The following is a 14,663-nucleotide window of genomic DNA, read 5'->3' on the forward strand; positions in this document are numbered from 1 at the left end:
CCCGTTTCGGGGGCTCGAGTAAAGGAATGTCGGGTTCCGGCCGCGCCGCGAGCGGCGATTTCGCGGGCGTTCCCGGCTCAGAGGGTCTTGAGCCCGCTGCCGGTCAGCGGGACGACCACGTCCTCGTCCTCGTCGATCGCGCCGCGCTCGCGGTAGCGCCGGAGGGCCGCGGGGGCGACCGCACACGTCGGCTCGACGTAGAAGCCGTTGCGGTGGAGCCGGTCGAGCTCCGTCTCGACGGGGTCGTCGCCGAGGGCGATGGCGTCGCCGTCGGTCGCCGAGAGCGCCTCGAGGATCTGCGTGCCGCGGGCGGGTTCGGCGATCCGGATTCCGTCTGCGATCTCGGCTCGCTCGTCGCCGGTGTCGCCGCCGGTGGCGGCGACGATGGGCGCGTACCCGGCCGCTTGCGCGCCGAGCAGCCGCGGCACGCGGTCGACGATCCCCGCCTCGTAGAGCAGCGAGAAGCCGCGGTAGGCGCCCAGAAACAGCGTCCCGTGGCCGATCGGGAGGACGACTGCGTCTGGGACGGTCCAGTCGCGCTGGGCGGCTACCTCGAAGGCGAACGTCATCGTTCCGGCGTAGAACGCGGGGTTCCAGGCGTGGGAGGCGTACCAGCCCTCGCCGGCTTCGACCGCGTCGATACACGCCGTCGTGACGTCCTCTCGAGATCCCTCGACGCGCACCGGCCGAGCCCCGGCCCGCTGGATCGCCATCAGTTTCGACTGCTTTACGTCCGCAGGAACGTAGATTTCGGCGTCGAGCCCTGCACGCGCGGCGTACATCGCGATCGCAGCACCGGCGTTGCCCGAGGAGTCCTCGATCACCGTCTCGACGCCCAGTTCGACCGCCCGCGAGAGAAGCGTCGTCGCGCCGCGGTCCTTGAACGAGCCCGAGGGGAAGACGTACTCGAGTTTGAACTGGGCGTCCCAGGCGGGGGCGTCGACCAGCGGCGTGAAGCCCTCGCCGAGGGTGACGCGCTTTTCGATCGGGATGAACTCGAAGAACGTCCAGAGGCCGTCGCTGGTGTCGAGCCGCGAGAGCGGGAGCGGGTTCCCCGTCGGGTGGGGTCTGTCGGTGAACTCGAGGGCGTGACCGCAGGAACACCGCCACGGTTCGTCCGGGCCCGCCTCGTAGCCGACGTCGCAGTCCGGACAGGTGAGATCGGCGGCCATGGTCAGTAGTGGTCGACGTCGGTGCCGACCGAGCAGACGTACTCGCCGGTCGCGACCTGTGGCAGCCTGCGGGTTCGCCAGAAGATTCCGTCGCTGTTGGCGGTCACCTCGGCCTTCGGCTCGCCGAAGGGAGTGGTCACCTCGAACAGCACGTCGCCGCGGCCGACGGCCTCCCCGAGGTCCGTCCGGAACGTGACGAGTCCGCCCGCCGGCGAACCGTACTGTTCGAACCCCGCCGCTCGCGTCTGGGCCTCGAGGTCGACCCCGCCCTCGAGAAAGTCGTAGTACCGGAGGACGTTGAAGACGCCCGCGACGCCCGTCTCGATGCTCGTCTCGTCCCAGCCGACGCAGCCGCCGAGTTCGGGGTCGATCGTCGGAATCCCCTCGTCGGGGGCCGTGCGCGCGAGCTGGCCGTTCGGCCCCTTCTGGTCGAGAACGTAGCCGCAGTTGAACACCTTCGCGAGCTCGAGACACTCCTCGTGGAGTCGGTGACGGGTTCCACACCGGACCCGGACCTCGTCGATCATCCGGCTTGTCGATCCCTGGTGGAGGTCGAGGATCAGGTCGGCGCGGCTGGCCGCCTCGAAGGTGGCGTGAGCGATCCGCTCGCTCGAGGTCCCGGCCTCGTTGCCGGGGTAGGCGCGGTTCATCTTCGTGTCGTCGATCGGGTTGCGGTGTCCGGCGACCTGGAAGCCGTGGTAGTTGACGATTCCGACGACCAGGATCGTCCCCGAAATCTCGGCGGGATCGAGGCGCGGAACCACCCGCCGGACGACCCCGACGCCGTTGAGTTCGTCGCCGTCGCTCGCCGCCTGCATATAGAGCGTCTTCCCCGGGTTTTCACCGTTGATCACGGCGACCGGGAGGCCGAACGGGCTACCGTCTCGAGTCTCGCCGACGTCGAGACGCCCCGTGTCGATCTCGCCGGGAGCCGCGCTCGCCGTTCCGAGCGTCGTCGTCATGTGCCCGACGAAGGGCGCGCTCGCCTTTACTGGTTCGGTATACCGACACACTCGAGCGCGTTCGAGCCGTTCGCGTCTTCTCGCCTCGCGTTTCCGGACCGCACCTCGCGGGTCGGCCGGCAGACGGGCGACGATCGCCGGCAGACGGTTCTCGGGAGCCGCGAGCCAGGAGAGAAAGCGCCGGTTAGAGGAACGGCCGCCAGTAGTAGGGGCTGATGAACCCCTCGATGAACGCGGCGACGGCGAGCAGGATTCCGACGCCGATCAGCACCCAGAACGCCCGCTCGAGGCTGTCTGCGAACGCCGGTCGGTCGAGGCGCCCGCGGAGGGCGCCCCACCAGCGGACCCCCAGGTGGATCCCCACCGCGCCGGCGACGATGATCGCCGGAATCTCGAAGATCCCGTGGGGGACGACGAAGGCGATCAGTTCGAGGAGTTCGACCTCGAGTCTGGCGATGGCGCCGATGGCGACGCCGTTGAACCACAGGGAGACGAGCGCCGGAACCGCGAACGCGACCCCCGAGTAGGCGGTCGTCAGCGCCACCGTCCAGTTGTTGCCGAAGAACTCGAGGGCCGCCCGCGGCGGGAGGTGGCCCTCGAGTCGGCCGGCGATCGACGTTTCGACGATGCCGGCGAAGGGCGCGGCGCCGACCCACCCCATCGCGAGGCCGACCGCGAGCGTTCCGATCGAGAGCGCGTGAATCCCCGGCGTCGCGCGAACGAACCGCACCATCTCGTCCCAGCCGCGGCGCGTTCCCGCGCGGAACTGCCCCCAGAGGCCAGCCTCGGGCAACGGCGGCGGCGCGAGCCGTCCGCGCGCGCCGGTGTACAGCGCGGTCTTCAGCAGATCGAGCACCGGCAGCAACACGATCGTACTCGCCAGCGAGAGCGCCGTCCCCGCGCCGAACAGCGAGAGGATCGAGATCAGGGTCCCGAACGCGAGGAGCGCACCGACGGAGATCACGTAGTAAAACGCCGCCAGGACGGGGTTGTGGCGGATGAACGCCGCGGCGCGTTTGAGCGAGGGAAACGCGCCCACGTCGTCGACGACGACGGCGACGGGCGCGAGCGCGAAGACCGCGCGGATCGCGATCACCGCCAGGAGCCACACCGGAACGGCGGCGAGCGCCAGGAGCACGCCGATCTCCGGAAGTCCCGTCGCGAGGCCGAACACGGCGGCGCCGAGGGCCGCGACCACGAGCAGGCCGAGCGTGACGACCAGCCAGAGCACGACCTCGAGGAGGTAGAGGGCGAGGAACGTGGGCCAGTACCGGCGGACGCCCGCGACGCCGGCGGTCAGCCCGCGGGCGCCGCGAACGCGGGCGGCGCAGGCGGCGAGCTGTCCCGCCGAGAGGAGCGCCGTGAGCACCACGCCGGCGGCGAACATCGCGAGCATCGTCGCCGCGAAGAGCAGCAGGAGAACCCCGCCGATCTCGGGCGAAAACAGCGCCTCGAGTGCGGGCACGAGCTCCTCCGTGAGCCAGGTCGCGAGTTCCTCTTCGGACTCGAGGCCGGGCGCTGGCCGGTCGATCTCGGCGAGTTCGGCCCGGAACGCGTCGAGGCGGCCGGAGATTTCGAGCGCGAGGTAGACGACCAGCAAGGCGGCGATCGGGATGACGCGGACGACCGCGCCCGCGGCGGCGCCGAGGATGTAGAACGGGAGCAGATCCGAGGGGCGGCGGAGCACGCGGTGAACCGCGTTCGTTGCGTCGGATAGTCGCATAGCTGACGTTTCTCTCCCACGAATAAATACTCCAACGTTCCGGAGAGGGCGAACGGGCCGGCCGCTGCGGGCGGATTCGACGTACCTTTGTGCCCTCGAATCCAACGATCGGCCGTGTCACAGGATCGTCCCGAGCGACCGCCGACCGCGCAGTTTCTGGCCGCCCTCAACGTCAGGCGCAACGCCAGAGTCGGGCTCGTCGCCGGAATCTGGTTCACGCTGGCCGTCTACCTGTTTTTCATCGTCGTCCCGGCGTGGTCCTCACAGAACGTCGCCGACATCCTCTCCGCGTACTACCTCGCGCTGGCGTTCACGCTCGCGACGACGACCGCCGGCATCGTCGCGATCGCGCTGACGATCCGGTCTGCGGTCGCGCTCTCGCGGGAGCTGAACGGAAACGAGGACGGGTAGCATAGCCGGAACAGCGGTCGTTCGGCGTCTCGAGGTCCGACTCAGACGATCAGTTTCTCGAGACGGTCGGCGCCCGCGCGGGTCCCCTTCGCGAGGATGACGTCGCCGGCGTGAAGCTGCGTTTCGGGACCGGGCTGGATCTCCCACTCGTCGTCGTGGGGCTCCGGGCTGCCCCGCGGGCGGCGGATCGCGATGATCCGCATGCTCGTCTCGGTCCGTACCATCTGTTCGCCGATCGTCGCCCCGTCGAGGGCGCTGCCCTCGCCGACGGTGTCCCGGACGATCACCTCGTCGCTCTCCGAAACCGCCTCCGCGACGACCGCGTGGGTGCCGAGTCCCCGCAACACGCCCTCGCTGATCTCGAGGGCCGCGTCGCTGATCACCTCGGTGCTTCCCGCGAGGTGGACCAGCCCCCGGAGGCCGACCGGGTCGTCGACCCGGCCGGCGGCCTGCAGCGTCCAGGCCTCGAAGCGCGACTCGAGGGCGTCGACTTCGGCCTCGAGGGCGGCGACCTCCTCCGCGAGATCCGCGCTGTCGTACAGCACCGCGCCGTAGGCTAAGTCGACGGCGAGTTCGCTCATGTTCTTCATCAACACGATGGCGTCGACGGCTCGCTCGAGGTCGCCGATCCCCTGCTCGGCCGGCGTCGGCGTCTCGTAGGGGTTTCCGGAGACGGTCTCGTACACCGGCCCGAGGTTCTCCTCGGAGCCGCGCATGAGCACGACGTCGCCGGGCTCGAGGGTCGTCTCGAGGTCGGGGTTGAGCAGCCACTCGCCCGACCGGCGGATCGCGATCACGCGCACGCCGGTTTCGGTCTCGAGGTTGAGCCCGCCGAGGGTCTGGTCGGCGAAGCGGGAGTCGGCGTCGACGGTCGCGCGGACGACCGACTCGACGGCCTCGGGGAGTGCGGTCCGCATGGCGTCCGGGAGACCGATCTCCTCTAAGACGATCTTGGCGATGTCGCCGGCCGCGTCGGAGATCTTCTCGGCGGCGCCGACGACGCCGAGAACCGGGGCGAGCTGTTCGGCGTCGTCGGTGGTTCTGGCGGCCATCAGCAGGCTCATCCGGGCCTGGAGCTGTAACACGTCCATGCGCTCTTCGAGCGCGAGCACCTCCTCGGCGACCTCCGTACTCCCGAACAGCACCGCCGAGTACGACAGGTCGATCAACAGCTCGGCGGTATCTTTCATCTCGGCGAGTACCTCCTTGACGCTCACAGGTCGGTACTCGACGTCGCGGGCGGCGTCCATACCGGCCTCTTGTATGGGGGACGAGAAAAACGTTATCGAGCGACCGAGCCGGACGCCAGTATCGGAGACGAGGTCGGGAAACGGCAATACTTTTCCAGTCGGGTACGGAATCTCGACTATGACTGAGGATCTCAAGAAGGGGCTCGAGGGCGTGCTGGTCGCAGAATCCGAACTCAGCTCGATCGACGGCGACGCCGGTCGGCTGATCTACCGGGGCTACACCATCGACGACCTCGCCCGCGGCGCCAGCTACGAGGAGGTCGTCTACCTCCTCTGGCACGGCCACCTTCCCGACGAGGGCGAACTCGCGGAGTTCACCGACGCGATGGCCACAGAGCGGACCGTCGACGACGCGATCCTCGAGTCGGCGCGAACCCTCGCCGAGGCCGACGAGGAGCCGATGGCCGCGGTGCGGACGCTCGTCTCGCAGCTCTCGGCGTTCGATCCCGACGCCGACGCCGATCCCACCGACGAGGCGGCCAACCTCCGCAAGGGGCGCCGGATCACGGCGAAGCTGCCGACCGCCCTGGCCGCCTTCGAGCGCGTCCGACAGGGCGAGGAGGTCGTCGACCCGCGGGAGGACCTGAGCCACGCCGCGAACTTCCTCTACATGATCAACGGCGAGGAGCCCGACGAGGTGCTGGCCGAGACGTTCGACCAGGCGCTCGTGCTCCACGCCGACCACGGGCTGAACGCCTCGACGTTCTCGGCGATGGTCACCGCGAGCACGCTCGCGGACATGCACGCGGCGGTGACGAGCGCGGTCGGCACCCTTAGCGGGAGTCTCCACGGCGGCGCCAACCAGAACGTCATGGAGATGCTCAAAGAGGTCGACGACGCCGCGATGGACCCCCTCGAGTGGATTCAGACCGCCCTCGAGGAGGGCCGGCGCGTCCCCGGCTTCGGCCACCGCGTCTACAACGTCAAGGACCCGCGAGCGGTGATCCTCGGCGAGAAATCGGAGGAACTCGGCGAGGCCGCCGGCGACACGAAGTGGTACGAGATGAGCGTCACCATCGAGGACTACCTGCACGAGGAGAAGGGGCTGGCCCCGAACGTCGACTTCTACTCGGCGTCGACGTACTACCAGATGGGGATCCCGATCGACATCTACACGCCCATCTTCGCGCTCTCCCGCGCCGGCGGCTGGATCGCCCACATCTTGGAGCAGTACGACGACAACCGCCTGATCCGCCCGCGCTCGCGCTACGTGGGTGCGGAAGATCAGGAGTTCGTCCCGCTCGAGGAGCGATAACCCCGGCGGTCCGACGCCGTCCTGTCGACGGGTGAGAAAGTATTTGGGGCGCTCACTTCTACTCGCGGACATGCCCTCCAGCAGACGGCGGTTTCTCGCCGGGTCGGGTCTCGTCGTGGGCGCCGGCGTCGGCTACTGGCAGCGCCGACGAATCGTCCGTTACCCCGAGATAGAGGAGCTACGCGCGGCGTTCGAGATTTCGGTCCCGCCCGTCGAAACCGGTCCCGCAGTGAGCGACGACCACCTCGAGGCGAGCTACGAACGGGCTCGCGACGTTCTCGAGGCGTCGACCGCCGCGGTCGACGGCGACTGGCGCGAGCACTCCCCCGACGACGTTCCCCCAGAGTACGAACCCGACGCGCTCGCGGGCGCGAGCGAGGTCGAACGGCGGGACGCCCTCGAGTCCCTGCGGGGCGTGATCGCCCGCGCGGCGAGCGCCGTCGGCGAGTACTGCTACGAGACCGGAGACCTCGACCGAAACGACATCCGCGAGCGCCGCGAAGCGGAACACGTCGCGCTGGCCGAGTTCGACCCCCCGTACCGGGGCGAGTCGCTGACCGAGGCGGTCGTCGCGAACGCGGTGAGCGACCGGCTCCGGAGCTCCGCACGCGGGGGTCTCGAGTACGTCGCCGACAACCCGCCGAGCGACGACTGGGAGTACGGCAGCCGGTGGCGGCGACTCGAGCGGGCCGCCGCGACTCGCCACGACGCGGAGTGGTTCGTCCGCGACCGGGCGGGAGCCGACCGCGCCGACCGGCTGGAGTCGCTGTTGACCGACGCCCTCGAGCGGACCGAAGCGCTCGAGGAGTCGATCGACGTCAGCCACGGGGACGGTGAGATGAGCTACGTCGTCGACCTCTACCGGCGCGAGGTGATGACCACCCCCGGCGCGACCCCGATCGAATCCCACCTGCGGCGTGGCTACCTCGCGCGCGGACTGCAGCGCGCGAGCTACCGGTACACGTACCTCGAGATCCTCGAGGCGTTCGCCGACATACCGTCTCGGGCGGAGTGGGAGTCGCTGGACTGGACCGTCGACGCCGCCGACGTTCCGGCGCGAAAGCGGGAAGCGGTAGAAACCATCGAGAACGCCCTCGAACGGCACGGAGACGACCCGCTCGCCCGGTGGTTGCTCGCGAGCCCCGTCGACACGCTCGAGCGAGCCGACGACACGCTCGAGCGCCGAATCGAGGACGCGAACGACGCAGACGGCGAGCAGTGGCAGCGGTCGATCAACGAGTACGCCGTCGACTGCCTCGAGGCCAGGACGTTCGCCGCGCAGGTGCCCGATACGGTGTCGGCGCTGCTCGAGTGAGCGACCGAGGCCGCCGGGTCCGGAACGGCTCCCGTCTACGCGGGAGAAAATATTTAGCGCCCGACTGGTCTAGAACCGAACATGCCCGCCAGCAGACGCGCCTTCCTCGCCGGTAGCGGCCTCCTCGCGGCCTCCGGCGTCGGCGTCTGGCAGCGCCGGCGAATCGTCCGCTACCCCGAACTCGAGGCGATGCGCGAGGCCGCCGACCACCCCGTGCCGTCGTTCGAGGCGGGCGTACCCGTCGCCGACGCCCACCTCGAGGCGGCCCACGACCGGACCGCCGAGCGGATCGAGGAGTTTCACGCGACCGTCGCGGACGAACACAACAGATCCTCGATCGCCGACATCGGCGAGCGACACGACGCCGAGTCGCCGTCGGAACTCGAGTCGGCGACTCGCGCGGAGCGACGGGAGGCGCTGGACAGCTATCGAAGCAGCGTACGGTCGGCCGCCGGGATCTTCGCCAGGGAACGGTTCGAAGACAGGGAACTCGATCGGACGGACGCAGCGGAGCGAGTCGAGACCGAACGGGCGGCGCTCGCGGCGGTCGAACGGAGCTACCGCGGCGAATCCCTCACCGACGCGGTCGTGGCCAACGGACAGGTCGACGAGCGCCACCTCGAGGCGAGCTACCGGATCGACAGCGCCGAGAACCGAGACCTCCAGGATGGGCTCGAGTTCAGCTGGTCGTGGCGGGACCTCGTCACCGCCGACGTCCACCGCCGGGACGCCGAGCGACACGCCCGCGGCGTCGACGGCGACGACTACGAGGAGCGGCTGGACGCCGCCCTCGAGAACGCCCTCGAGGCGGTCGAAGAGAGCGTAGACGGCGTCGACTGGGGCCACGAGGACGCGGAGCGAAACTACGCCGCGTTCATGATCGTCGGGGCCGGCCCGTTCGGGGGCCGACACTCCGACGTCTCCGCGCGGGAGTCGAGAGCGGAGGGCGGCTACCTCGCCAGCGGCCTCCAGCTCGCGGTGTACCACCACGTCCACTACGAGCGCCTCGATGCGCTGGCCGAAATTCCGGACTCCGGCGAGTGGGCGGCGGTCGGCTGGACCGTCGACGCCGACGCGCTCCCGGAGCGGAAGCGAGCCGCCGTCGCGGCTATCGAAGAGGCGCTCGAGGCCCACGACGACCCGCTCGTCCGCTGGCTGCTCGCGAGCCCCGCCGACACGCTCGAGCAGGCGGACGACCGCCTCGGGCGGCAAATCGACGGCGCGAACGACGCCGACGACGAGCAGTGGCAGCGGTCGATCAACGAGTACTACGCTCGCTGTCTCGAGGCGGAGACGTTCGCCACGCAGGTACCGACGTCGGTCGAGGCGCTGCTCGAGTAGCCTGGGGCGGGGCGCACCGTTCACGTGTCGGCACTCGAGAAAGTATTTACTCCCGCACGTATCTAGCCTCGAACATGCCCGTCAGCAGACGCGCCCTCCTCGCCGGCTCCGGTCTCGTCGCGACCGGCGTCGGCGTCTGGCAGCGCCGGCGAATCGTCCGCTACCCCGAACTCGAGGCGATGCGCGAGGCCACGGACTACCCGGTGCCGTCGTTCGAGGCGGGTGCGCCCGTCGCCGACGCCCACCTCGAGGCCGCCTACGACCGGGCGCTGACGACCCTCGAGGACGCCCACGAGGCGACCCCGGACGGGCAGGGACTCAGCCCCACGCGGAGCGACCTCGAGCGGTTCGCCCCCGACGAACTCGCGGGCGCGAGCCGAGCCGAACGGCGAAACGGACTCACGCGGCTGCGGGAGTACACCCGCGGCCCGCACCGGGCGATCGGCGCGGTCCGCTACGAGGAGGGCGACCTCGAGGAATCGACGCTCGACGAGCGGATCGACGAGGTTCGGGCGGCGCTCGAGGCTGCCGAGACGCCCTACCGCGGCGAGTCGCTCGCGGACGCGGTCGTCGTCAGCGGGATCGTCGACGACCGACGACTCGAGGCCGAACTGCTCGTCGACGAGGCCGACGACAGGGCCCACCGGAGCGACGGGGACTACGCCCGGTCGTGGCGAGACCTCGCCGTCGCGGAGGCCCACCTGGAGGACGGCGACTGGCACGAGCGCGAGATCGGCGGCGACGACTTCGGGGATCGACTGGCCACCGTCCTCGAGCGCGCCGCGTCGCTGCTCGAGGGACGAACTCGCGAGGACGAGGTCGGGCGAATACGCGGCTTCCCGACGTACGCCCGCGACGTCGTCCGGTACCAGATGCACCGCGGAACCAGCGTCTCGAGCGTCCCGATAAAGATCGAGCGCGGCTTCCTCGCCAGCGGCGTCCGCGCGGCGTGTTACCGGTACACGACCTTCGAAATTCTCGAGGCGTTCGACGACGTGCCGTCGAGCCCGTTCTGGGAGCGGTTCGACTGGACCGTCGACGCAGACGGGCTTCCGGACCGAAAGCGGGCGGCCGTCGACGCCGTCGAGTCGACCCTCGAGAACCACGACGATCCGCTCGTTCGGTGGCTGCTCGCCGCCCCCGTCGACATCCTCGAGGACGCCGACAGGGGACTCGGGCGCCAGGTCGAGAACGTCACCGACGCCGATGCCGACCGGTGGCAGTCGGCGATCAACGGCTACCACGCCCGCTGTCTCACGACCGAGGCGTTCGCCGAACAGGTGCCCGACACGGTGGCGACGCTGCTCGAGTAGGCCGTCACCGCGGCCGGGGGACGAGCGTGACGCCGGTGAACTCGAAGCGAGCCCCGCCGTCGTCGGCGTCGGTGATCGCACACTCCCAGCCGTAGGTTTCGGCGAGCTGGGCGATGAACGTCAGACCGAGACCGAGCCCGGTCGCTCCCGTCGTGTACCCCGCCTCGAACACCCGTTCGCGGCGGTCGGCGGGGATGCCGGGTCCGGTGTCCTCGACGTAGAAGCCGTCCTCGAGGGCGCCGACGCGGACGGTCACGCTCCCGGCGTCGTCGGGACGGCTCCCGTCTCGATCGTCCGACGAACCGTGTTCGACGCTGTTCCGAAAGAGGTTCTCGAGGAGGTGGGTGAGGTGGGTGGGCTCGACGTCGATAACGGGGTCGCTCTCGATCCGCAGCGATCCCACCGGTTCGTCGAGTCCCGACCAGACGTCCGCGGCCGTCTCTCCGAGCGAGACCGGCTGCGGATCGACGGCCAGTTCGGTGCCGCGGGTGAGCACGAGCAGCATCTCGATCGTCTTCTCGATGCGGTCGAGGGCCGTCTCGACTTCGGACGCGGCCGCTCGATCGCCGTCGGTGGCCGCCGGGAGGTAGATCTTCCCGATCGACAGCGGGTTTCGCAGCTCGTGGGCGAGCATGCTGGCGAAGCTCTCGAGGCGGTTGTTCTGGCGCTCGAGCTGTTGCTCTCGGCGTTTTCGCTCGGTGATGTCGGTGATGGTGACGACGCCGCGGCTGACGTCGCCGGTCGGGTCGCGAACCGGCATTCCGTGAACCATGATCACGCGCCGGGTGCCGTCGGCCGCCTCCATCTCGAGGACCTCCGGCTCCGTGAGTTCCTCGCCCGCGAGCACCCGGTTCATCGGCCGATCTTCGAACGTGACCGGCTCGCCCGTCTCCGCCGACCAGACGGGGAACTTCTCGTAGTCGGCCGGCGACTCGGCGTCGAAGACGTCGCCGCCCCAGATCTGCTTGGCGGTCTCGTTCGCCTCGATGAACCGCCCCTCCGCGCCCGCGACGACGACGCCGACCGGGAGGAGACGGATCAGCGTCCGGAGCTGATCTTTGTGGCGCTTGAGCGCCTCCTCGACCTGCTTCCGGTCGGTGATGTCGGCGAGCGCGCCCGGGAACGTCTCGGGGTTGCCGTCCTCGTCGCACTCGACGTGGCCGCGGGCGACGACCCACCGGAGCTCGCCGTCGGCGTCCCAGACGCGATACTCCGCCTCGTACTCCTCGCAGCCGTCGACCGCCTCCCGGATCTGTTCGGCGACCCGCTCGCGGTCGGCCGCGTGAATCGAGGAGGTGAGCTCCTCGAGCGGGACGCCGGACCGGGCCTCGTCGGGGTCGACGCCGAACGTGCGGGCGAACGAGGCGCCACAGACGAACCGATCTTCGGGAATGTGCCACTCCCAGGTGCCGACGGCTCCCGCGTCGGTCGCCGCCTCGAGTTGCGACTTCGCGTCCTGCAAATACCGCTCGCGCTCCTTCTGGTCGGTGATATCTTCGAACGCGAGAACCGCAGCCGTCGCTCCTTGGGGCTCGGGGACCGGCGCCCCGTTGACCGAGAGCCAGACCGGGTCGTTCGTCGGGTGTTCGAGTCGGAACTCCTCGCTGTACAGCGCCTCGCCGGTTTCGAGGACGCGGGTGGCCGGGTACGCAGACTCGGAGAGCGGCTCGCCGTCGGCGGTGGTGAGCACCCACTCCGAGTCGGCCGCGCCGTTCATCGCCGCGACGCCGGACGATCCCATGATGTCGGCGGCGCGCTGATTGAACTGCGCGAGTTCGCCGTCGGCGTCGAACATCATCACCCCGGTCGGCACCGTCTCGAGGAGACGATCCGTGAGCGCGGTGAGCCGGTCACGGTGTCGCGAGAGCCGGCGTTCGTCGGATCGCGGGTCCGTGATATCGCGCGCATCGCCACAGTCGTCGACTGCGCCGTCGGCATCGAACGCCTCGAGCGCGCTCTCGAGCGCCTCGCGAAGCGTCGCGAGCGCCGTCCGGTCGTCGGCGTCGAAGGGCGTCTCCTGCGTGATCCAGAGCGCCCCGTACGGCGTTCCGGCCGGGATCAGCGGGACGACCGCGGTCGGAGTTCGCTGCCCGTCCGAGTCGGACTCGCCGTCGACTGGCCGGTCGACGAACTGCGACTCCCCCGTCGTAAGAGCCGCTTCGAGCGCCTCGGCGGCGGCGCTCGAGCCGTCGAGGGGGACCGCCTCGAGCGCGTCGCGGTCGACTCCCGCCGCCGCGTGCGGCCGGATCACCGTCCCGGTTCCGTCGAGTTCGCCGAGCCAGAGCCGGGTGTCGCCCTCTCGAGTCGGAAACGACTCGCAGAGGCCGCTGACGAGTTCCGACCGCGTCGTAGCGGGGACGAGCGCGTGTCGAACGGCGTCGACGAACTCCCCGATCCCCCGATAGTTCTCCTGGGTACCCATCCGTCTACCGCTCACAATGTGGGTCTACCTAATGTATCTCACGCCCGGAAAGACGACGACACTCAGACTCGATGAGTAACGAATTACAACAGGCCGTCTCAGTCGTCGGACAGCGTCCCCCGCTCTTCCATCATCCGTGCCGCCTTCCCGGCCCAGTCGCCGTAGACGTAGCCCGCCGTCACCACGCCGAGCGACCAGATGTAATAGAGGATGATGCCGGCGCAGATGCCGAGGACGCCGTAGCCGAGGGGGACCGCCGCGACGTACGAGAAACAGAGGTAGAACAGAAACAGGCCGCTCGCGCGGGCGATAAAGGGGATGGTGGTCTCGCCGGCGCCCTGGAGTGCGCCCGCGATGACGATGTAGGAGACCAGGAACGGGGCGCCGACGCCGTAGGCCTGGGCGAAGGTGACCGCGTGGTCGACGGTGGCGGGGTCGTCGGTGAAGACCGCGACGAACTGGTGGGCGAACGCCGCGAGGACGATCCCGATGACGCCGACGGTGGCGAGTCCGAGACCGGCGATCGCCCAGCCGTCGAACCGGGCGTCCTCGGGACTGCCGTCGCCTAAGTGCTGGCCGATGACGACGCTCGCGGCGACGTTGTACCCCCGCGAGAGCGGGCTGGTGATCTGCTGGTAGACCCGGCGACCGACCTGGTAGGCCGCGTTGACCTCGGTCCCGAGCAGCAACAGCAGGGCGTTGAAGGGGAACTCGATCGCGGTCGCGACCATCCCCTCGGCGACCCGTGGCGTGCTAACGGCGACCAGTTGTTTCGTGATTACCCAGTCGGTCGGCGCGACGAGCGAGCCCTGGCGCCACGGGCCGGCGATGACCCCCACGAGCACTACGGCGGTGAAGACGTTCGAGAACGCCGTCGCGAGCCCGACGCCGACGATCTCGAGACGGGGTGCACCGAGCAGGCCGAGCCCAAGCACGGCGGAGCCGGTCACGTTGAACACGTTCGCGATCACGTTGACGACCATCGGCGATTTGGTGTCGCCGGTGCCCTGGAGCGCCCGGGCGGCGATCAGCCCGACGTGGCGGGCCGGTGCCGTCGCCATGATGATCATGAGGTAGATCGCGCCGAAGGCGACGACGTCGGCTTCCGCACCCAGGATCTCGATCGCGTACTCGCTCAGGAGAAAGCCGAGGAGGACGAACGGGAGCCCCGTAATCGCGCCGATCAGGATCGCCTGTGTGATGGCTTCGTCTCGCGTGCGCGTTGCCCCGCTGCCGGTGTCCTGACTCGAGAGCGCGATCGCGCCGCCTCCGAGCCCGAGGCCGATCCGCAGCGGCAGGCGGGCGTAGAGGTCCGCGAGGCCGATCGCCGCGATGGCGGCCGGCGAGAACAGCCCGGTGACGATGATGTCGACGGTGCGCATCAGCGTCCGCGTGGTCTGTTCGGCCATGATCGGCCACGCGAGCGCCAGCACGCGCTTCCAGACCGCGAGCGTGCGAGCGCGGACGCCGGCACCGGTCATACGAACCGAAACCGCCGG

Annotated in this window: 11 protein-coding genes; 5 read left to right on the plus strand and 6 right to left on the minus strand. The window is 69.7% G+C overall.

Annotated features, from left to right (window positions below; genetic code table 11):
• Nucleotides 1–77: 77 nt before the first annotated feature.
• The 3 genes from NMQ11_RS13740 to NMQ11_RS13750 all read right to left on the minus strand — a co-directional run bounded on the left by NMQ11_RS13740 (nucleotide 78) and on the right by NMQ11_RS13750 (nucleotide 3,857).
• On the minus strand, nucleotides 78–1,172 hold the full coding sequence (locus tag NMQ11_RS13740) for a threonine synthase (protein WP_255169018.1): 1,095 nt from the start codon (nucleotides 1,170–1,172) through the stop codon (nucleotides 78–80).
• 2 nt (nucleotides 1,173–1,174) lie between these two features.
• The gene (locus NMQ11_RS13745; RefSeq protein WP_255169019.1) at nucleotides 1,175–2,134 is read right to left on the minus strand and encodes a succinylglutamate desuccinylase/aspartoacylase family protein; all 960 of its coding nucleotides are present in this window, start codon (nucleotides 2,132–2,134) and stop codon (nucleotides 1,175–1,177) included.
• 184 nt (nucleotides 2,135–2,318) lie between these two features.
• Nucleotides 2,319–3,857 carry a stage II sporulation protein M gene (locus tag NMQ11_RS13750; RefSeq protein WP_255169020.1) on the minus strand — a complete coding sequence of 513 codons (1,539 nt, stop codon included), beginning with the start codon at nucleotides 3,855–3,857 and terminating at the stop codon, nucleotides 2,319–2,321.
• Between the two features lie 114 nt (nucleotides 3,858–3,971).
• Between NMQ11_RS13750 and NMQ11_RS13755 the strand changes: the two genes are divergently transcribed.
• On the plus strand, nucleotides 3,972–4,268 hold the full coding sequence (locus NMQ11_RS13755; RefSeq protein ID WP_255169021.1) for a DUF7536 family protein: 297 nt from the start codon (nucleotides 3,972–3,974) through the stop codon (nucleotides 4,266–4,268).
• Between the two features lie 41 nt (nucleotides 4,269–4,309).
• On the opposite strand, the gene NMQ11_RS13760 is transcribed toward NMQ11_RS13755, so the two are convergent.
• Nucleotides 4,310–5,518, minus strand: coding sequence for a potassium channel family protein (locus tag NMQ11_RS13760; RefSeq protein WP_255169022.1), 1,209 nt, complete (start codon nucleotides 5,516–5,518; stop codon nucleotides 4,310–4,312).
• 118 nt (nucleotides 5,519–5,636) lie between these two features.
• On the opposite strand from NMQ11_RS13760, the gene citZ reads away from it, so the two are divergent.
• The 4 genes from citZ (at nucleotide 5,637) to NMQ11_RS13780 (ending at nucleotide 10,742) form a co-directional block, all read left to right on the plus strand.
• On the plus strand, nucleotides 5,637–6,773 hold the full coding sequence (gene citZ / locus NMQ11_RS13765; protein WP_255169023.1) for a citrate synthase: 1,137 nt from the start codon (nucleotides 5,637–5,639) through the stop codon (nucleotides 6,771–6,773).
• A gap of 70 nt (nucleotides 6,774–6,843) precedes the next feature.
• A complete protein-coding gene (locus NMQ11_RS13770; RefSeq protein ID WP_255169024.1) occupies nucleotides 6,844–8,088 on the plus strand; it encodes a hypothetical protein in 1,245 nt (414 codons plus the stop codon).
• Between the two features lie 81 nt (nucleotides 8,089–8,169).
• The gene (locus NMQ11_RS13775; protein ID WP_255169025.1) at nucleotides 8,170–9,429 is read left to right on the plus strand and encodes a hypothetical protein; all 1,260 of its coding nucleotides are present in this window, start codon (nucleotides 8,170–8,172) and stop codon (nucleotides 9,427–9,429) included.
• Nucleotides 9,430–9,503: 74 nt separating this feature from the next.
• Entirely contained in the window at nucleotides 9,504–10,742 is a 1,239-nt protein-coding gene (locus tag NMQ11_RS13780; protein WP_255169026.1) for a hypothetical protein, read from the plus strand.
• A 4-nt stretch (nucleotides 10,743–10,746) separates the two neighbouring features.
• Here the strand turns inward: NMQ11_RS13780 and NMQ11_RS13785 are convergent, their stop codons facing one another.
• Nucleotides 10,747–13,164 (minus strand): PAS domain S-box protein, encoded by a 2,418-nt coding sequence (locus tag NMQ11_RS13785; RefSeq protein WP_255169027.1) that lies wholly within the window; start codon nucleotides 13,162–13,164, stop codon nucleotides 10,747–10,749.
• 98 nt (nucleotides 13,165–13,262) lie between these two features.
• Nucleotides 13,263–14,645 (minus strand): MATE family efflux transporter, encoded by a 1,383-nt coding sequence (locus tag NMQ11_RS13790; protein WP_255169028.1) that lies wholly within the window; start codon nucleotides 14,643–14,645, stop codon nucleotides 13,263–13,265.
• Nucleotides 14,646–14,663: the final 18 nt, after the last annotated feature.

The sequence above is a fragment of the Natrononativus amylolyticus genome (assembly GCF_024362525.1).
Lineage (GTDB): Archaea > Halobacteriota > Halobacteria > Halobacteriales > Natrialbaceae > Natrononativus > Natrononativus amylolyticus.